We start from the raw sequence: 20,180 nt of genomic DNA, 5'->3' as shown, positions 1-20,180 counted from the left end.
GAAGACTTATGACAGAAAAAAGACTGGCTTGGGATGAGTACTTTGCAGCCCAGGCTTTACTGATTGCCAATCGTTCGACCTGCAAACGTGCCAAGGTGGGAGCTGTCCTCGTTAAGGACAATAAAGTCATTTCAACTGGCTACAATGGTTCCGTATCAGGAACGGAGCACTGTATTGACCACGAATGTCTGGTCATTGAAGGTCACTGTGTTCGAACCCTTCACGCCGAGATTAATGCCATCTTGCAAGGAGCCGAACGAGGGGTTCCAAGAGGATTTACAGCCTATGTGACCCATTTTCCGTGTCTGAACTGCACCAAACAACTGCTACAAGTTGGTTGTAAGCGCGTGGTTTATATCAACCAGTACCGAATGGATGACTATGCCCAGTACCTTTATCATGAAAAAGGCACCGAGTTGACCCATTTACCATTAGAGACTGTTCAGACGGCTCTTCAAGAGGCAGATTTGATTTAAAAATTAATAAAAATAAATGGTTTAGAAAGCTTTTTAAACCGTTTTTTGATATAATAAGAAGAATAAATTGAAAGAAGGAATTCAGAAAATGGGAAAACTTGAAGTCATTAATCATCCACTCATTCAGCATAAATTGTCAATCTTGCGTCGTACAGACACTTCTACAAAAGCTTTTCGTGAGCTAGTAGATGAGATTGCAATGTTGATGGGATATGAAGTACTTCGTGATCTTCCACTTGAAGATGTGGAAATCGAAACACCAATCACAAAAACAGTTCAAAAACAATTGGCTGGTAAAAAATTGGCGATTGTCCCAATCCTACGTGCAGGTATCGGGATGGTAGATGGGCTCTTGAGCTTGGTCCCAGCAGCAAAAGTTGGGCACATCGGTATGTACCGTGATGAAGAAACCCTTCAACCAGTTGAATACTTGGTGAAATTGCCTGAGGACATTGACCAACGTCAAATCTTTGTCGTCGATCCAATGCTTGCAACAGGTGGATCAGCTATCTTGGCTGTTGACTCGCTTAAAAAACGTGGCGCATCAAATATCAAGTTTGTCTGCCTAGTAGCTGCTCCAGAAGGAGTGAAAGCTCTTCAAGCAGCTCACCCAGATGTCGAAATCTTTACAGCAGCTCTGGACGGACACTTGAATGAACATGGCTATATTGTTCCAGGTCTCGGAGATGCTGGAGACCGCTTGTTCGGTACCAAATAAAATTCCAAAGTAAACATTGAGATTGAGGGTTAGTTTCAGTTTTGAAAGGAGGTTGAGTTTTTGTTTCTGTTTAGAAAATAGAGCAAAAATTTGACCTTTTTTGACCAAAAAGATATAATAGTTCTGTATTGAAGTCGTATGACTAAGAAAATTCAACATTAAAAGGAGAAATGAATGATTCCTGTAGTTATTGAACAAACAAGCCGTGGAGAACGTTCCTATGACATATACTCTCGTCTTCTGAAAGATCGCATCATCATGCTAACAGGTCCAGTTGAAGACAACATGGCCAACTCCGTTATCGCCCAGTTGCTCTTCTTGGATGCCCAAGACAGCACAAAGGATATTTACCTTTATGTCAACACGCCTGGAGGCTCTGTTTCAGCTGGTTTGGCAATCGTTGATACCATGAACTTTATCAAGGCAGATGTTCAAACCATCGTTATGGGAATGGCAGCATCTATGGGGACTGTCATTGCATCAAGTGGAGCAAAAGGCAAACGTTTCATGCTTCCAAATGCAGAGTACATGATTCACCAACCAATGGGTGGTACAGGTGGTGGTACCCAACAAACAGATATGGCAATCGCTGCGGAACACTTGCTCAAAACTCGTAAGACTTTGGAGCAAATCCTTGCAGATAACTCAGGTAAATCAGTTGAGCAAATTCACGCGGATGCTGAACGTGATTACTGGATGAGTGCCCAAGAAACGCTCGAATATGGCTTCATTGATGAAATCATGGCCAACAATTCTTTAAGCTAAGCAACCTAGAAAGCAAACTCGACGGAGTTTGCTTTTTTTGATATAATTAGGAGAAGATTTCTTAGAAAGAGGATTCACCATGTTTGAAAAGGTCAATCGTTCAGGATTAATCATCTATCTTTACTATAATCGAGATGCAAAAAAACTTCAGGAATACGGTGATATCTGTTACCATTCCAAAAAACATCGTTACTTGCAGCTCTATGTTCCAACTGAGGAGCTAGATGACTTAGTTGAGAGATTAGGTAAGGAAAGATTTATCAAAAAAATAAGACGTTGCCACATTCAAGAGTTAGAAACTCCCTTTGTTGGCAATCTCTATCGCACTGAGGAAAACGTTATCATTTAAAAAATGAGATAAATGTGTTGACAATTTTCTGATAATTCGGTATATTCTTAACATACTATTTTTGAAATAACCATAAGGAGATTAAAAATGAAGAAAAAATTTGCCCTATCTTTTGTGGCTCTTGCTAGCGTAGCTTTTCTCGCTGCCTGTGGAGAGGTCAAGTCAGGAGCGTCAAATACAACTGGTAACCCAGTAGACGAAAAGACTATCAAAATCGGTTTTAACTTTGAAGAAACAGGTGCTGTAGCTGCCTATGGTACTTCTGAACAAAAAGGTGCTCAACTTGCTGTTGATGAAATCAATGCTGCAGGTGGTATCGATGGAAAACAAATCGAAGTTGTGGATAAAGATAACAAATCTGAAACTGCTGAGGCTGCCTCTGTTACAACTAACCTAGTGACCCAATCAAAAGTTACAGCTATCGTAGGACCTGCGACATCTGGTGCAACTGCTGCAGCTGTAGCTAACGCTACTCAAGCAGGAGTTCCATTGATTTCACCAAGTGCGACTCAAGACGGTTTGACTAAAGGTCAAGAATATCTATTTATCGGAACTTTCCAAGATAGCTTCCAAGGGAAAATCATTTCAAACTACGTTTCTGATAAATTGAAGGCTAAGAAAGTTGTCTTGTACACAGATAATGCTAGCGACTATGCAAAAGGAGTTGCCAAAGCTTTCCGTGAAGCTTACAAAGGTGAAATTGTTGCAGATGAAACATTCGTAGCAGGAGATACAGACTTCCAAGCAGCCCTTACTAAAATGAAAGGGAAAGAGTTTGACGCTATCGTTGTTCCAGGTTACTACACAGAAGCAGGTAAAATCGTAAACCAAGCGCGTGGTATGGGAATTGATAAACCTATCGTTGGTGGTGACGGCTTTAACGGTGAAGAATTTGTTCAACAAGCAACTGCTGAAAGAGCTTCAAACATTTACTTCATCTCAGGATTCTCAACTACAGTTGATGTTTCTGCAAAAGCTAAAGCTTTCCTTGAAGCCTACCGTGCAAAATACAACGAAGAACCTTCAACATTCTCAGCTTTGGCCTATGACTCAGTTTATCTAGTAGCCAATGCTGCAAAAGGTGCTAAAAACTCAGGTGAAATCAAGGACAATCTTGCTAAAACCAAAGACTTTGATGGTGTGACTGGTCAAACGAGCTTTGATGCAGATCACAACACAGTGAAAACTGCTTACATGATGACCATGAATAATGGTAAAGTGGAAGCAGCAGAAGTTGTAAAACCATAACATTAGAATAGTAGTTGAAATAGGGAATGAGCCTTTGACTCACTCCCTGTTTCGATGTTTATGAACTTGTGAAAATTGAGAAATTTTCTAAAAAATAACGATAGAAAAGAGTGAATGCTATGCTCCAACAACTTGTGAATGGTTTAATTCTGGGTAGTGTTTATGCACTTTTGGCCCTGGGTTACACCATGGTTTATGGAATTATCAAACTCATCAACTTCGCCCACGGTGATATTTATATGATGGGAGCCTTTATTGGTTACTTTTTGATTAATTCTTTCCAAATGAATTTCTTTTTAGCTTTGATTATTTCAATGGTAGGAACCGCACTACTTGGTGTTGTGATTGAATTTCTTGCCTACCGTCCTTTGCGACACTCTACACGTATTGCTGTATTGATTACTGCTATCGGAGTGTCTTTCCTACTTGAATATGGAATGGTCTATTTGGTCGGTGCCAATACTCGTGCCTTTCCTCAAGCCATTCAAACAGTTCGCTATGATTTGGGGCCAATCAGCTTGACAAACGTCCAGTTAATGATTTTAGCAGTTTCCTTACTCCTGATGATTTTATTGCAAGTGATTGTTCAAAAAACAAAAATGGGGAAAGCCATGCGTGCGGTATCAGTTGATAGTGACGCAGCTCAATTGATGGGAATTAATGTAAATCGTACAATCAGCTTTACCTTTGCTTTGGGTTCAGCCCTTGCTGGAGCGGCAGGTGTCCTCATTGCCCTTTACTACAACTCTCTTGAACCGTTGATGGGTGTGACTCCAGGTCTGAAATCATTCGTTGCGGCCGTTCTTGGTGGTATCGGGATTATTCCTGGTGCAGCTCTAGGGGGAATTGTTATTGGTTTGTTGGAAACTTTTGCAACTGCCTTTGGTATGTCTGATTTCCGTGATGCCATTGTATATGGAATCTTGCTTTTGATTCTGATTGTTCGTCCTGCAGGTATCCTCGGCAAGAATGTGAAAGAGAAGGTGTAAACAAATGAAGACAAATCTTAAAGTAAATATTCTCTGGTTATTCCTTCTGTTAGCAGGTTATGGGCTGATCAGTGTACTGGTTTCTGCTGGTGTTCTCAATCTATTTCATGTCCAAATTTTAGAACAAATTGGGATTAATATCATCCTTGCAGTAGGTCTGAACTTAATTGTTGGTTTTTCAGGACAATTCTCACTCGGTCATGCAGGTTTTATGGCGATTGGGGCTTATGCAGCAGCGATTATTGGTTCAAAATCACCAACCTATGGTGCCTTCTTTGGAGCAATGGTCTTGGGTGCCTTGATTTCTGGTGCAGTCGCTTTGCTCGTTGGGATTCCGACACTCCGTTTGAAGGGTGACTACCTGGCTGTTGCGACACTAGGTGTTTCAGAAATCATCCGTATCTTTATCATTAATGGTGGAAGTTTGACCAACGGTGCTGCTGGTATCTTGGGTATTCCAAACTTTACCAACTGGCAAATGGTTTATCTTTTTATAATTATCACAACTATTGCAACCCTCAACTTCCTACGTAGTCCAATCGGACGCTCTACTTTATCTGTTCGTGAGGATGAGATTGCTGCAGAGTCCGTTGGGGTAAACACTACAAAGATCAAGATTATCGCTTTTGTCTTTGGTGCTATTACAGCAAGTATTGCTGGTTCACTTCAGGCTGGTTTTATCGGATCTGTTGTCCCAAAAGATTACACCTTTATTAATTCCATCAACGTGTTGATTATCGTTGTATTTGGTGGACTTGGATCTATTACTGGTACCATCGTTTCAGCGATAGTTTTAGGAATTTTAAATATGCTCCTTCAGGATGTAGCTAGCGTACGTATGATCATCTACGCTTTGGCTCTTGTATTGGTCATGATCTTCAGACCAGGTGGACTTCTTGGGACATGGGAATTGAGTCTATCACGTTTCTTTAAAAAATCTAAGAAGGAGGGACAAAACTAATGGCATTACTTGAAGTTAAACAGTTAACCAAACATTTTGGCGGTCTAACAGCTGTTGGAGATGTCACTCTTGAATTGAACGAGGGAGAATTGGTTGGTCTGATTGGACCAAACGGGGCAGGTAAAACAACTCTTTTCAATCTCTTGACGGGTGTTTATGAACCAAGTGAAGGTACGGTGACACTAGATGGTCACCTCCTAAATGGGAAAACTCCTTATAAGATTGCCTCACTTGGACTCAGTCGTACTTTCCAAAATATTCGTTTGTTCAAGGATCTGACAGTTTTAGACAATGTTCTCATCGCTTTTGGAAATCATCATAAACAACATGTCCTCGCTAGCTTTCTACGCCTGCCTGCTTTCTATAAGAATGAGGAAGAATTAAAAAATAAAGCTTTGGACTTGCTGAAGATTTTTGATTTGGATGGTGACGCAGATACTCTGGCTAAGAATCTGGCCTATGGTCAACAACGTCGATTAGAAATCGTTCGTGCTCTGGCAACTGAACCTAAAATCCTCTTTTTGGATGAGCCTGCAGCTGGGATGAATCCACAAGAAACAGCTGAATTGACAGAATTGATCCGTCGTATCAAAGATGAATTTAAAATTACCATCATGCTCATCGAACACGACATGAATTTGGTTATGGAAGTCACTGAGCGTATCTATGTTCTTGAATATGGTCGGTTGATTGCTCATGGGACTCCGGATGAGATCAAGAACAACAAACGTGTTATCGAAGCTTATCTAGGAGGTGAAGCCTAATGTCTATGTTAAAAGTTGAAAACCTCTCTGTGCATTACGGTATGATCCAAGCAGTTCGTGATGTAAGTTTCGAGGTTAATGAAGGTGAAGTTGTTTCCTTGATTGGTGCCAATGGTGCTGGTAAAACAACCATTCTTCGTACCCTTTCAGGTTTGGTTCGTCCAAGTGCTGGTAAAATTCAGTTTTTAGGAAAAGAAATTCAAAAGATGCCAGCGCAAAAAATCGTGGCAGGTGGTCTTTCACAAGTCCCTGAAGGACGCCATGTTTTCCCAGGCTTGACTGTTATGGAAAATCTAGAAATGGGAGCTTTCTTGAAGAAAAATCGTGAGGAAAATCAAGCCAACTTGAAAAAAGTTTTCTCACGCTTCCCACGTCTTGAAGAACGTAAAAACCAAGATGCAGCAACTCTTTCAGGTGGTGAACAGCAGATGCTGGCTATGGGACGTGCTCTCATGTCTACGCCTAAGCTTCTTCTCTTGGACGAACCATCAATGGGACTTGCCCCTATCTTTATCCAAGAAATTTTTGATATCATCCAAGACATTCAGAAGCAAGGAACAACGGTTCTCCTAATTGAACAGAACGCTAACAAGGCCCTTGCTATTTCTGACCGAGGTTATGTGCTTGAAACAGGTAAGATTGTCCTATCAGGAACAGGAAAAGAACTCGCAGCATCAGACGAAGTCAGAAAAGCATATCTAGGTGGCTAAAAAGGTCCGGGGGACCTTTTTAGTCGGTAGATAGAGATTGCGTAGCAATCATCAGATCCAGTGGATTGTTTTAGTTGGCATATGAATTTGAAGAGCTCCAATTAGGGGGCTTTTTTTGTGGCTCTTTGTCAACTGTAGTGGGTTGCTGAAAAGTCATACCCTGGAGAGGACTAAATCAGTCCTCTCCTTTTTGATATTTAAAGCAATGAGAATTCTAGTTTTAAAGTTGTCAAAGTTCCGAAATCCAAAAGCGTTTCGCTTGATGACTTTGATGAGATTATTCGTAGCTTCTAGTTTTGCGTTTGAGTAGGTAAGCACTAAAGCGTTTATAATTTTATCTTTCTCTTTCAAGAAGGTCTTAAAAACAGTCTGAAAGATAGGATTTATACAAGCAATTCTTTCTTCAATGAGTCTAAAGAAATGTTCGGCTTGCTTCTCTTGAAAATGAACAAGCAGGAGTTGGTAGAGTTCATAGTGTTCTCGGAGTTCTTGAGAGTAAGAGAGCAACTTTTCCAGAATCTCTTTGTTGGTCAAATGCATGCGAAAAATTGGGCGATAAAATCGTTTGTGACTTAGTTTGCGACTATCCTGTTGGATGAGTTTCCAGTAACGTTTGAGTGCCTTATATTCATGAGATTTTCGATCCAACTGATTCATGAATTGGATGCGAAGGTGGTTCATAGCTCGACTTAGATGTTGTACAATGTGAAAGCGATCGAGGACGATTTTAGCGTTTGGAAATAGTTTCTTAGCGAGGGCGTAATAGGGACTAAACATGTCCATAGCAATGACTTTCACACGACTTCTCACCTATCTAGAATAACGAAGGAAATGATTGCGAATCGTCACTTGAGTCCGCCTATCTAAGATAGCTAGGATCTTTCTGGAATCAAAATCTTGTGCAATGAATCTCATCTTTCCCTTAGTGAAGGCATACTCGTCTCAAGACATAATCTCAGGAAGTCGGTTAAAATCATGTTTAAAGTGAAAGTCATTGAGCTTTCGGATAATAGTTGAAGTTGAAATGGACAGTTGATGGGCAATATCAGTCATAGAAGTTTTTTCAACTAGTTTTTGAGCAATGATAGCACTTTAAACGGCGTTTTTAAGGAGAATTCTAGTAGGCATGCCAGTCGTTTCAGGGGAAGAAATCTTAGACGGTTTTTGAAAATCATATTTCTTCAGTGATTTCCTTGTGGGGGATCCATATTGATAATACCTACACTCTTGATGTTAGGGTCTTTAATTCCCAGTAAGTCTGTGATAAAATTTAACTGTTCCATAAGATTCTTTCTAATGATGGTTTGGTTGCTTTTCATTAGAGGTCTTATGGGACTTTTTTGTATTGGAGTAATATAGAGATTCATCAGATATTTCTGAATCTTGAAAAAAATATGAAAGCGTTTGATTGATTGCGTAAGAAAGTGTATAATTATAGTAGCAATAAAGAAGGAGAAATCTCATGGCAGTTAAAGATTTTATGACCCGCAAGGTAGTTTATATCAGTCCAGATACGACTGTAGCACATGCAGCAGATTTGATGCGCGAGCAAGGCTTGCACCGTTTACCTGTTATCGAAAATGATCAATTGGTTGGTCTTGTAACAGAAGGAACTATTGCTGAAGCCAGTCCGTCTAAAGCAACCAGTCTCTCCATCTATGAGATGAATTATCTTCTCAATAAGACCAAAGTCAAAGACGTCATGATTCGGGATGTCATCACAGTGTCAGGTTATGCAAGTCTAGAAGATGCGACCTATCTCATGTTGAAGAATAAGATCGGTATTCTTCCAGTTGTGGACAACCAGCAGGTTTACGGTGTGATTACAGATCGTGATGTTTTTCAAGCCTTTCTAGAAATTGCTGGCTACGGCGAGGAAGGAATTCGTGTTCGGTTTATTACGGAAAATGAAGTCGGGGTTTTGGGCAAGATTGTGACCTTGATTGTAGAAGAAAATCTGAATATTTCACACACAGTCAATATTCCACGCAAGGACGGCAAGGTCGTGATTGAGGTTCAAATTGATGGGACGATTGATTTAACCTTCCTGAAGGAGAAATTTGAAGCGCAAGGTATCCAAGTAGAGGAGATTGCTCGAACCTCTGCTAAAAAGTTATAAAATGGAGGGTGAAAGCCCTCTTTTTTGTATACAATTTGAAATAACAAGCAAAATATGGAAAGAAATGAGAGAATGTGGTATAATGAAACGATGTGAATAAAGGAGTATTTATGGACATTTCAGAAATTCGTCAAAAAATTGACGCAAATCGTGAAAAATTAGCTTCTTTCAGGGGGTCTCTTTGACCTCGAAGGACTAGAGGAAGAGATTGCCATCTTGGAAAACAAGATGACAGAACCTGATTTTTGGAACGATAATATCGCGGCCCAAAAAACGTCGCAAGAATTAAATGAATTAAAAAATGCCTATAACACCTTCCGTAAAATGGAGGAGTTGCAGGATGAAGTTGAGATTTTATTGGACTTTTTAGCAGAAGACGAGTCAGTCCATGATGAACTGGTCGAACAGTTGACAGAGCTTGATAAGATGATGACCAGCTACGAGATGACGCTTCTCTTGTCAGAACCTTATGACCATAATAATGCGATTTTGGAGATCCATCCAGGATCTGGTGGTACTGAGGCTCAGGACTGGGGTGATATGTTGCTCCGTATGTATACTCGCTATGGAAATGCCAAAGGCTTTAAAGTAGAGGTCTTGGATTACCAAGCAGGTGATGAAGCGGGTATCAAGTCTGTGACCTTATCCTTTGAAGGTCCAAATGCTTATGGCCTTCTCAAGTCAGAAATGGGTGTTCACCGTCTGGTACGTATTTCTCCATTTGACTCTGCCAAACGTCGTCATACTTCATTTACCTCCGTGGAAGTCATGCCCGAGTTGGATGATACTATCGAAGTGGAGATTCGTGAAGATGATATCAAAATGGATACCTTCCGTTCAGGTGGTGCTGGTGGACAGAACGTCAATAAAGTTTCAACAGGTGTGCGTTTGACACATATTCCTACGGGAACTGTCGTCCAATCAACGGTCGATCGTACCCAGTATGGAAATAGAGATCGTGCTATGAAGATGTTGCAAGCCAAGCTCTATCAAATGGAGCAAGAAAAGAAAGCTGCGGAAGTCGACTCCCTCAAAGGTGAGAAAAAGGAAATCACATGGGGAAGTCAGATTCGTTCTTATGTCTTCACACCTTATACCATGGTAAAAGATCACCGTACGAGCTTTGAAGTCGCTCAGGTAGATAAGGTCATGGATGGAGACCTTGATGGTTTCATCGACGCTTATCTCAAGTGGCGAATCAGCTAAGAAATAGAAAGGAACTCACATGTCAATCATTGAAATGCGAGATGTTGTCAAAAAATACGATAACGGAACGACTGCTCTTCGTGGAGTCTCTCTTAGTATTGAACCAGGAGAATTTGCCTATATCGTTGGGCCTTCTGGAGCAGGGAAGTCAACCTTTATTCGAGCTTTATATCGAGAAGTAAAGATTGAAAAAGGGAGCCTAACAGTTGCAGGCTTTAATTTGGTTAAAATCAAGAAGAAAGATATCCCTCTACTCCGTCGCAGTGTTGGGGTAGTCTTTCAAGATTACAAACTCTTGCCCAAGAAAACCGTTTATGAAAATATTGCTTACGCAATGGAAGTTATCGGAGAGAACCGTCGCAACATTAAAAAACGTGTTATGGAAGTCTTGGACTTGGTCGGTTTGAAACACAAGGTTCGCTCTTTCCCTAACGAACTCTCAGGTGGAGAGCAGCAACGGATTGCCATTGCTCGTGCGATTGTGAACAATCCTAAGGTCTTGATTGCCGATGAGCCGACAGGAAACTTGGACCCAGATAATTCATGGGAAATTATGAATCTGTTGGAACGCATCAATCTCCAAGGTACGACTGTCTTGATGGCGACCCACAATAGCCAGATTGTAAATACCTTGCGCCACCGTGTCATTGCCATTGAAAATGGCCGTGTCGTTCGTGACGAAGCTAAAGGAGAATATGGATACGATGATTAGTAGATTTTTTCGCCATTTATTTGAATCACTCAAAAGTTTAAAACGAAATGGCTGGATGACAGTAGCAGCAGTGAGTTCGGTTATGATTACCTTGACTCTGGTTGCCCTGTTTGCATCTGTAATTTTTAATACAGCGAAGCTGGCTACCGATATCGAGAACAACGTTCGAGTCATGGTTTACATTCGTAAGGATGTAGCAGATAATAGTGAAACGATTGAAAAAGAAGGTCAGACAGTTACCAATAATGACTACCACAAGGTTTATGATGCCTTAAAAGCCATGCAAGGTGTTAAGAATGTCACTTTTTCAAGCAAGGAAGAGCAGTATCAAAAATTGACTGAAACGATGGGAGACGATTGGAAGGTCTTTGAAGGAGACGCTAATCCTCTCTATGATGCCTATATCGTTGATACCAATACTCCGAGTGATGTTCCTAAAGTAGCAGAAGAGGCCAAGAAAATTGAAGGGGTATCTGAGGTTCAAGACGGTGGTGCCAACACTCAACGACTTTTTGAACTGGCTTCCTTTATCCGTGTTTGGGGATTGGTTATTGCAGGGCTCTTAATTTTCATCGCAGTCTTCCTCATTTCCAATACCATCCGTATTACCATTATTTCTCGGAGCCGTGAGATTCAGATCATGCGTCTAGTAGGAGCTAAAAATGGCTATATTCGTGGTCCATTCTTGCTAGAAGGTGCCTTTATCGGCTTACTAGGTGCAGCGATTCCTTCAGTCCTTGTATTCTTTGTTTACAATATGGTTTATCAATCTGTCAATAAATCTTTGGTGGGGCAAAACTTGTCAATGATTACACCAGATGTGTTTATCCCTTTGATGACAGTCCTATTGTTTGTGATTGGTATTTTCATTGGTTCAATTGGTTCAGGAATTTCGATGCGTCGATTCTTGAAGATCTAGTTGGATATAAATGCAACTTGCAGACCAAATCAGAAATAATACAATTTTAAAAGAGAAGTTTTCTTGAGCTTCTCTTTTTTCTTTTAGCACTTGTATAAAAATTTAAGAAAAACAGAATTTTTTTTTATAAAAGCCTTTACAAAAAAAAATAAAGTGGTATAATTAAATCATAAACAAGTGCAAACGTTTTCGTAAAACGTTTGCCTAAATAAAATAAAGGAGATTTGAATGATGAAAGCTACATTCAAAAATGTCTTGTCTTTCGAGTTTTGGCAAAAATTCGGTAAGGCTTTGATGGTGGTTATCGCGGTTATGCCGGCTGCTGGTTTGATGATTTCAATCGGTAAGTCACTTGCAATGATTGACCCAAACCTTGCTCCCCTAGTTATTACTGGTGGCGTACTAGAGCAAATTGGTTGGGGGGTTATCGGTAACCTTCATATTTTGTTTGCCCTCGCTATTGGAGGAAGCTGGGCTAAAGAGCGCGCTGGTGGTGCTTTCGCCGCTGGTCTTGCCTTCATCTTGATTAACCGTATCACTGGTACAATCTTTGGTGTATCAGGTGATATGTTGAAAAATCCAGATGCTATGGTAACTACTTTCTTTGGTGGTTCAATCAAAGTTGCTGATTACTTTATCAGTGTTCTTGAAGCACCAGCCCTTAACATGGGTGTATTCGTAGGGATCATCTCAGGTTTTGTAGGGGCAACTGCCTATAACAAATACTACAACTACCGTAAACTTCCAGACGCACTTTCATTCTTCAACGGGAAACGTTTTGTACCGTTTGTTGTTATTCTTCGTTCAGCAATCGCTGCAATTCTACTTGCTGCTTTCTGGCCAGTAGTTCAAACAGGTATCAATAGCTTTGGTATCTGGATTGCCAACTCACAAGAAACTGCGCCAGTTCTCGCACCATTCTTGTATGGTACCTTGGAACGTTTGCTCTTGCCATTTGGTCTTCACCATATGTTGACTATCCCAATGAACTACACAGCTCTTGGTGGTACTTATGACATTTTAACTGGTGCAGCTAAAGGTACTCAAGTATTTGGTCAAGACCCACTATGGCTTGCATGGGTAACAGACCTTGTTAACCTTAAAGGTACAGATGCAAGTCACTACCAACAATTGTTAGATACTGTTCACCCAGCTCGTTTCAAAGTTGGACAAATGATCGGTTCATTCGGTATCTTGATGGGTGTGATCGTGGCTATCTACCGTAATGTCGATGCTGATAAGAAACATCAATATAAAGGTATGATGATTGCGACAGCTCTTGCAACATTCTTGACAGGGGTTACTGAACCAATCGAGTATATGTTCATGTTCATCGCAACACCGCTTTACCTTGTTTATGCAGTAGTTCAAGGTGCTGCCTTTGCTATGGCAGATATTGTTCACCTTCGTGTCCACTCATTCGGTTCAATTGAATTCTTGACTCGTACACCACTAGCAATTAATGCTGGTATTGGTATGGATATCGTTAACTTTATCTGGGTAACTGTTCTCTTTGCTGTAATCATGTACTTTATCGCAAACTTCATGATTCAAAAATTCAACTATGCAACTCCAGGACGTAACGGAAACTATGAAACTGCTGAAGGAGCTTCAGAAGGAGCTGCTTCAGGTGAAACAAAAGTTGCAGCTGCTTCTCAAGCTGTAAATATCATTAACCTTCTTGGTGGCCGTGCAAACATCGTAGATGTAGATGCATGTATGACTCGTCTTCGTGTAACTGTTAAAGATGCAGATCGTGTTGGTACTGAGGAAGAATGGAAAGCTGAAGGGGCTATGGGACTTGTCATGAAAGGACAAGGTGTCCAAGCTATCTACGGACCAAAAGCTGACGTGTTGAAATCTGATATCCAAGATATCCTTGATTCAGGTGAAATCATTCCTGAAACTCTTCCAAGCCAAATGACAGAAGCTCAACAAAATACTGTACATTACAAAGGTGTAACTGAGGATGTTTACTCAGTAGCTGACGGTCAAGTCATTGCCTTGGAACAAGTGAAAGACCCAGTTTTTGCTCAAAAAATGATGGGTGACGGATTTGCGGTAGAACCAGCCAATGGAAATATCGTATCTCCAGTTACAGGTACTGTATCAAGTATCTTCCCTACAAAACATGCTCTTGGTCTTGTGACTGAAGCAGGTCTTGAAGTACTTGTTCACATCGGTTTGGATACTGTAAGCCTTGAAGGTAAACCATTCACAGTTCACGTTTCTGAAGGACAAAAGGTTGCTGCTGGTGATCTTCTTGTTACAGCTGACTTGGATGCCATCCGTGCGGCAGGTCGCGAAACATCAACAGTGGTCGTCTTCACAAATGGAGATGTTCTCAAATCTGTTAAATTAGAACAAACTGGTTCTATTGCAGCTAAAACAGCAGTTGCTAAAGTAGAATTGTAATATACTTGAGGTTGGAAGCTGTTTTCCAACCTCTTGTTTTAGGAGAAAAGCATGAAATTTTTAACACTCAATACCCACAGTTGGATGGAGAAGGAAGCAGAGGAAAAATTCCAGCTCTTGCTCCAGGATATTCTTGAAAAAGACTATGATTTGATTTGCTTCCAAGAAATCAATCAAGAAATTACTTCTCCAGAAGTGGAGGTTGATCATCTTTATCAAGCTTTACCAGCGGCAGAACCCATTCATCAAGACCACTATGTGAGACTTTTGGTTGAAAAGTTGGCTGAGAAGGAGAAGAATTACTACTGGACTTGGGCTTACAATCATATCGGCTATGACCGCTACCATGAAGGTGTGGCAATCTTATCTAAAACGCCTATTAAGGCGCGTGAAATTTTAGTGTCTGATGTAGATGACCCAACGGACTACCATACTCGCCGTGTCGCCTTGGCAGAGACAGAGGTTGAAGGGAAGGAGCTGGCTTTTGCAAGCGTCCATCTCTCTTGGTGGGATAAAGGTTTCCAGGAAGAATGGGCTCGATTTGAGGCTGTGCTGAAAGATTTGAACAAACCTCTGATTTTAGCTGGTGATTTCAATAACCCAGCTGGTCAGGAAGGCTACCAAGCGATTCTAGCTAGTCCTCTAGAGTTACAAGATGCTTTTGAAGTTGCTAAGGAGAGAAGCGGTAGCTATACCGTTCCACCAGAAATTGATGGTTGGAAAGGAAATACCGAACCGCTTCGAATTGACTATGTCTTTACAACGAAAGAGTTAGAAGTAGAAAGCTTGCATGTAGTTTTTGATGGTCAGAATAGTCCACAAGTCAGCGATCATTATGGTTTGAATGCGGTATTAAATTGGAAATAAAAGCAAAAAATGAAAGGAAGCGATTCCTTTCATTTTTTTACAAAAATCCCTATAATTACTATTTTGGAGAAGGAGTTTTTTTGTATATTTGTATATTATGAGGAAATATCCACAAATAAGTTTTTAAAAATTTACGGTCAAAAAAAATCGCTAATATTAACTATTTATGATAGAATGAAATTATGAAATAAAAGGAGGACTGGAATGTTTTTTCAGGATAGAAAGATAAAATATTCAATCCGCAAATTGTCAGTTGCTACTGTGTCACTTGCGATTGGATTTTTGTTTGCGCCTGCGGTCATGGGAGCCGCTCAAGTAGCTCAAGCTGATGAGCTTACGGCTACTGAACAAGTGGAGAATAAGGCAGAAAATCAGGTCTCGGTGGGCTCTTCTGCAACAGAGCAAGCAGAGCCTCAGAAAGAAAGCCAAGTTGCTTTGAAGTCTGCTGCACCTGCTACGACAGAGACAAGTCAAGCAACAGATTCGACTGCTTTTAAAAATGCTCAGCCAGCTACAGGCACAAGCCAGCCAGCTGCATCCACTGCTCAACCAGCAACAGCAAATGCAAGTCTAAACAAGAGCACTTTGGAGAACTACCTCAAAGGGTTGCGCAGCAGGGATTTTTCAAGTAAGACAGACGATAGTCTAGAAATCTTGAATGGTATGATGACAGCGGCTGATAGCGTACTTCAAACTGCGACAAAGCAAGAAGAAATTGATAAAGTTTATCGCAATCTAGTGACTTTTGTCAATTCAGGTCTTCGTGATAAAAATCCGAAAGTCATCCCAGACAAGGATAAGACTCCTCGCTCGGCACTTTATGAGTTTGAAAGTGCTACACCAGGAAAAACAACTCCGTATGGTCTGAACTACTTGAAGCCAGAAGACACAAAAATCTACAAAAAGGGCGATAAAGTAAAGGCCATCCAGCCAACTGAAACAACTTATTTAGAGAATGATGGAAGTGGCAGATGGACCTTTAAGGGCTATGACTATGATAGTCAGGTGATTGACAAAGATGATGTCTTCTTCACAGGTAAGTGGGAATTTACGCCGACACCATATAAGGCTACCTATAGAGCGGTTAATGGTTCACCTGGAAAAACTCCGCCAGCTTATGTTGCAAACTGGAGTCCAGAAGATAAAAGAAGATTTGCTGAGGGTGAAGTAGTAAGACCAAAAGAATTTCACTATGTTTTTTATACTTCAGAAGAATTTCCTAATCGAAAAGGCTATTGGGCTTTGACTGGTTTTGATGCTCCAAGTAAAGTGGCAAACAATGGCGATGTAGAGTTCGTAGGAACTTGGAAATACTTTGAGGATGTGACTGTATCCTACAAACCTATGAACCAGCACGATTTTGAGAATTTTTATAAGTTACCAAGTAGTCCTAAGACCTCACGTGACGAATATAAATTACCTCTTCCTAAGGAGATAAAAGATCTAGAAAGTAAGCTATACGATTACAAGCTTTCTCTCAATCAGTTTGATAAACGTGATGAGTATTTACCTAAAGATATACTGGATACGCTAGCTGCCTTGCGGCGCTACGATTACGTTCAAGATGTCCACAAACCCTTCTATGATGCAGAACATGATGGGAATTGGACCTACAAGGAAGATGTATGGGATTTAACCCTCAGCCGTGAACTAGAGCGGGCGGCTACATATGGGGAATTGCCAAAAGTTACAATGCCATTGATGTTTAAATTTACACCAGTTCCTCGGAAACCGAGTTATGAGTTTGTCAGTGGAACGGCTGGCAAAGCACTACCTGCTGAGATCAATAATCTGAAGCCAGTATATGCGCCAAGTGAATGGACATATATGGATAGGAAGACATATCCGAAAGGTAAGGATATAGTTCAGTCTGTTAAACCACTTAATGATTCCTACTATGATGCAGCTAACAATGGTACTTGGAACTTTTCGGGCTATGATTTTGATAAAAAACCAGTGAGCGACTGGGATCACGATGGATGGAATCTCAAGTTCACAGGTACTTGGACATTTACACCGGCAACCTATCCAGAAAACTATAAGTTTGTCAGCAAAGACCCTAGCCTGTCTCTCCCAGAGGAAATTACGACCTATATTCCAATTAATGGAAACTATAATAATGGTGATACTGTCAATGCAACAGCTCCTCTGAAGACGACCTATATGGACTTTGTTAACAAGGGAACTTGGAAATTTGAAGGCTACGATGCCGATAGTAAGGTAGTCAACAAAAATGCCGTTCTCTTTACCGGTACTTGGTCCTTCACACCACACAGAGATAAGACAGTTTCCTTTGACTTTGTTAGTGATACTCCAGGGAAGACCATTCCTGATGGTCTGAAGGCGCAAATTCCTGCTCCTATCACGACTTCTCCGAAAGATTATCCTGCCAATGTCTATAATGCTATTAACTATTTGTATCAATATGATGATACAGAAAATGATGGTGTATGGAAGCCTAAGCTACCTGAGAGACCTGAGAACGTAGAAAAGCCAGCTAACGATGAGGACTCTACTTATGCTATCCACTGGACCTTTGAGCCGACCAAGCGTAGTGTTTCCTATGACTTCTATTCAGATTCAAAAGATAATTCTGGTCAAACGCTCTATCCGCCATCAACTTTGTATGAGCTAATCTCTGACACAAGAGAATTTGTCAAGGGTGAAAAAGCTCGCGTTAAAATGCCATCTAAAACAAGATTTGAAGATCCTGATGGCCGAGGGACTTGGGTCTTTGATGACTACTATGAAGATGATAATACGACTATTTCTCCACGTGTGAAAACAGTCGAGGCAGGAGACGTTATCTTTAGAGGGAAATGGATTTTGGTTCCTACCAATCAGTCTGATACGATCTATAGGGTAGAGTATAAATTTACTAACTCGACTCCTGCTTATCCTCTTCCAAATAAGATTCGCGATATGCTTCCAGCTGGCACTGATTTCGTTGCACGAGCTGATGATTACAAAGATGCAAGCAAACTTGACACCACCACAGTAACTGTTCCGACAGGTACTTGGACCTTCCATGGTTTTGATGCGGATAAATACGGAAAAGCTATTGCAGGTACGAAAGTGAAGACCATCACAGGCTCTTGGAGCTTTACGCCAAATGGTGTAGATTATCAGTTCCAATCAACCAATCCTGCTTTTGCACTACCAGATCATATCACCAAGTTGACTCCGAAAAATCCTTATGATTACAAGTTATACCCTAAGGAAATTCTGGCTGAACAACCAAGTGAAACGACTTATGTTGATACAGCAAATAAAGTGACTTGGACATTTGCAGGATACGATAAAGAAAAAATCGTTGTAGCAGAAGGCAGACAGACTTTCCTTGGAAGCTGGGTACCTACTCCAAATCCAGAATATGTATTCAAATCTTCTGACGCACGTGTTCCATTACCACAAAGTATTTTGGGAATGCTTCCAAATGATGAAGCTTCTTATAAGGTTGGTGACACCATTGTAGCCAAACAACCTGCTAAAGAATCAGTAGAAGAAGCAGAAAAAGACTATGTCTGGACCTTCAAAGGTTACGATCAGAAGAATGCGACCTATAATGGCAAGCGCGTGACATTTACGGGTATCTGGGAAGTGACGCCTAGACCACATCATGTAAGCTATACTTTTGTAAGTGTTACGTCTGGTGTTGATTTGCCTGAATTTATCCAGAAGAAAGCACCAAAAGATAGCTCAAGCTATTACAACACGCAAAAAGTTGTACCAGAAGAGCTGACTGAAACGACTTACAAAGATGATGTGAACGACGGTACCTGGACTTTCGATGGTTACGATGCCAAAAGTAAGATTGTGAAAAAAGCTGATTTGACTTTCACAGGTAAGTGGAAGTTTGAAGCTAAGAAGTACCAAGCTACTTATCGCTTCGAGAGCGCAACGGCAGGTAAAGCTCTTCCAGCGGAAATCACAGGTTGGACCCCAAGCGACAGTGCAACTTATGAGAATGGTAACTCTGTTTCAGCTAAGCAACCAGCGCAAGCGACCTACACAGACCCAGTGAACGACGGCACATGGACCTTCAAGGGTTACGACGCAGCTAGCGCCGTTGTCAACAAGGCAAATGTAGAGTTTGTAGGGAAATGGTCCTTTGAAGCTAAGAAGTACCAAGCTACTTATCGCTTCGAGAGCGAGACAGCAGGGAAATCTCTTCCAGCAGCCATCACAGCCTTGACCCCAAGCGACAGTGCAACTTATGTGAATGGTGCCTCTGTTTCAGCTCAGCAACCAGCGGAAATCACTTACAAAGATGATGTGAACGACGGCACATGGACCTTCAAGGGTTACGACGCAGCTAGCGCTGTGGTCAACAAGTCCGATGTAGAATTTGTAGGGAAATGGGTCTTTGAAGCCAACAAGTACCAAGCTACTTATCGCTTCGAGAGCGAGACAGCAGGTAAGGCTCTTCCAGCAGCCATCGCCGCATTGACCCCAAGCGACAGTGCAACTTATGTGAATGGTGCCTCTGTTTCCGCTCAACAACCATCCCAAACCACATACACAGATACTGTGAACGACGGCATCTGGACCTTCAAGGGTTACGACGCAGCTAGCGCTGTGGTCAACAAGTCCGATGTAGAATTTGTAGGGAAATGGGTCTTTGAAGCCAACAAGTACCAAGCTACTTATCGCTTCGAGAGCGAGACAGCAGGTAAGGCTCTTCCAGCAGCCATCGCCGCATTGACCCCAAGCGACAGTGCAACTTATGTGAATGGTGATACTGTTTCCGCTCAGCAACCATCTCAAACCACATACACAGATACTGTGAACGACGGCACTTGGACCTTCAAGGGTTACGACGCAGTTAGCGCCGTTGTCAACAAGTCCGATGTAGAATTTGTAGGAAAGTGGGCCTTTGAAGCTAAGAAGTACCAAGCTACTTACCGCTTCGAGAGTGAGACAGCAGGTAAGACTCTTCCAGCAGCCATCGCAGCATTGACT

General features: G+C 41.3%; 16 protein-coding genes and 1 pseudogene. 16 read left to right on the top strand and 1 reads right to left on the bottom strand.

Translation table 11 applies throughout. The annotated features are described in order from the left end of the window. The first annotated feature begins 8 nt into the window (after nt 1-8). From D8802_RS09190 to D8802_RS09145, 9 genes are all read left to right on the top strand, one after another. Complete coding sequence (locus D8802_RS09190) at nt 9-476, top strand: deoxycytidylate deaminase (protein ID WP_125395624.1); 468 nt, start codon at nt 9-11, stop codon at nt 474-476. A gap of 88 nt (nt 477-564) precedes the next feature. Next, entirely contained in the window at nt 565-1,194 is a 630-nt protein-coding gene (upp, locus tag D8802_RS09185; protein WP_125395623.1) for a uracil phosphoribosyltransferase, read from the top strand. Nucleotides 1,195-1,368: 174 nt separating this feature from the next. After that, on the top strand, nt 1,369-1,959 hold the full coding sequence (gene clpP, locus D8802_RS09180; protein WP_000613467.1) for an ATP-dependent Clp protease proteolytic subunit ClpP: 591 nt from the start codon (nt 1,369-1,371) through the stop codon (nt 1,957-1,959). A 79-nt stretch (nt 1,960-2,038) separates the two neighbouring features. After that, on the top strand, nt 2,039-2,308 hold the full coding sequence (locus D8802_RS09170) for a YlbG family protein (RefSeq protein ID WP_093586633.1): 270 nt from the start codon (nt 2,039-2,041) through the stop codon (nt 2,306-2,308). Nucleotides 2,309-2,395: 87 nt separating this feature from the next. Continuing rightward, on the top strand, nt 2,396-3,556 hold the full coding sequence (locus tag D8802_RS09165; protein WP_125395622.1) for an ABC transporter substrate-binding protein: 1,161 nt from the start codon (nt 2,396-2,398) through the stop codon (nt 3,554-3,556). Nucleotides 3,557-3,675: 119 nt separating this feature from the next. After that, nucleotides 3,676-4,545 (top strand): branched-chain amino acid ABC transporter permease, encoded by an 870-nt coding sequence (locus tag D8802_RS09160; RefSeq protein WP_125395621.1) that lies wholly within the window; start codon nt 3,676-3,678, stop codon nt 4,543-4,545. A 4-nt stretch (nt 4,546-4,549) separates the two neighbouring features. Beyond that, nucleotides 4,550-5,506 (top strand): branched-chain amino acid ABC transporter permease, encoded by a 957-nt coding sequence (locus tag D8802_RS09155; protein WP_061416431.1) that lies wholly within the window; start codon nt 4,550-4,552, stop codon nt 5,504-5,506. Further along, nucleotides 5,506-6,270, top strand: a complete 765-nt coding sequence (locus D8802_RS09150; RefSeq protein ID WP_001186010.1) for an ABC transporter ATP-binding protein — start codon at nt 5,506-5,508, stop codon at nt 6,268-6,270. The genes D8802_RS09155 and D8802_RS09150 overlap by 1 nt, the downstream gene beginning before the upstream one ends. Further along, on the top strand, nt 6,270-6,980 hold the full coding sequence (locus tag D8802_RS09145) for an ABC transporter ATP-binding protein (RefSeq protein WP_000062210.1): 711 nt from the start codon (nt 6,270-6,272) through the stop codon (nt 6,978-6,980). The genes D8802_RS09150 and D8802_RS09145 overlap by 1 nt, the downstream gene beginning before the upstream one ends. 153 nt (nt 6,981-7,133) lie before the next feature. On the opposite strand, the pseudogene D8802_RS09140 reads toward D8802_RS09145, so the two are convergent. Further along, nucleotides 7,134-8,263, bottom strand: a pseudogene (locus D8802_RS09140) (ISL3 family transposase). A 179-nt stretch (nt 8,264-8,442) separates the two neighbouring features. On the opposite strand from D8802_RS09140, the gene D8802_RS09135 reads away from it, so the two are divergent. From D8802_RS09135 to D8802_RS09100, 7 genes are all read left to right on the top strand, one after another. Continuing rightward, on the top strand, nt 8,443-9,099 hold the full coding sequence (locus tag D8802_RS09135; protein WP_000268641.1) for a CBS domain-containing protein: 657 nt from the start codon (nt 8,443-8,445) through the stop codon (nt 9,097-9,099). Between the two features lie 110 nt (nt 9,100-9,209). Next, a protein-coding gene (prfB, locus tag D8802_RS09125; protein ID WP_125395620.1) for a peptide chain release factor 2 occupies nt 9,210-10,305 on the top strand; the annotation gives its coding sequence in 2 pieces (ribosomal slippage) (nt 9,210-9,281 and nt 9,283-10,305; 1,095 coding nt in all). Nucleotides 10,306-10,324: 19 nt separating this feature from the next. After that, a complete protein-coding gene (gene ftsE / locus D8802_RS09120; RefSeq protein WP_000022257.1) occupies nt 10,325-11,017 on the top strand; it encodes a cell division ATP-binding protein FtsE in 693 nt (230 codons plus the stop codon). Then, complete coding sequence (gene ftsX / locus D8802_RS09115) at nt 11,010-11,936, top strand: permease-like cell division protein FtsX (RefSeq protein ID WP_125395619.1); 927 nt, start codon at nt 11,010-11,012, stop codon at nt 11,934-11,936. The genes ftsE and ftsX overlap by 8 nt, the downstream gene beginning before the upstream one ends. 228 nt (nt 11,937-12,164) lie before the next feature. Further along, nucleotides 12,165-14,351, top strand: coding sequence for a PTS transporter subunit IIBC (locus tag D8802_RS09110; protein WP_125395618.1), 2,187 nt, complete (start codon nt 12,165-12,167; stop codon nt 14,349-14,351). 51 nt (nt 14,352-14,402) lie between these two features. Continuing rightward, the gene (locus tag D8802_RS09105; RefSeq protein ID WP_125395617.1) at nt 14,403-15,218 is read left to right on the top strand and encodes an endonuclease/exonuclease/phosphatase family protein; all 816 of its coding nucleotides are present in this window, start codon (nt 14,403-14,405) and stop codon (nt 15,216-15,218) included. Between the two features lie 204 nt (nt 15,219-15,422). Next, nucleotides 15,423-20,180: SHIRT domain-containing protein (locus D8802_RS09100; protein ID WP_125395616.1), on the top strand; the 4,758-nt coding region annotated here is incomplete at its 3' end.

Origin of the sequence: Streptococcus oralis, from assembly GCF_003943395.1 — a bacterium.
In the GTDB taxonomy this organism is placed as follows: domain Bacteria; phylum Bacillota; class Bacilli; order Lactobacillales; family Streptococcaceae; genus Streptococcus; species Streptococcus oralis_BF.
The sequence above is the reverse complement of the archived record's forward strand: the minus strand, read 5'-3'. Positions and strand labels throughout refer to the sequence as shown.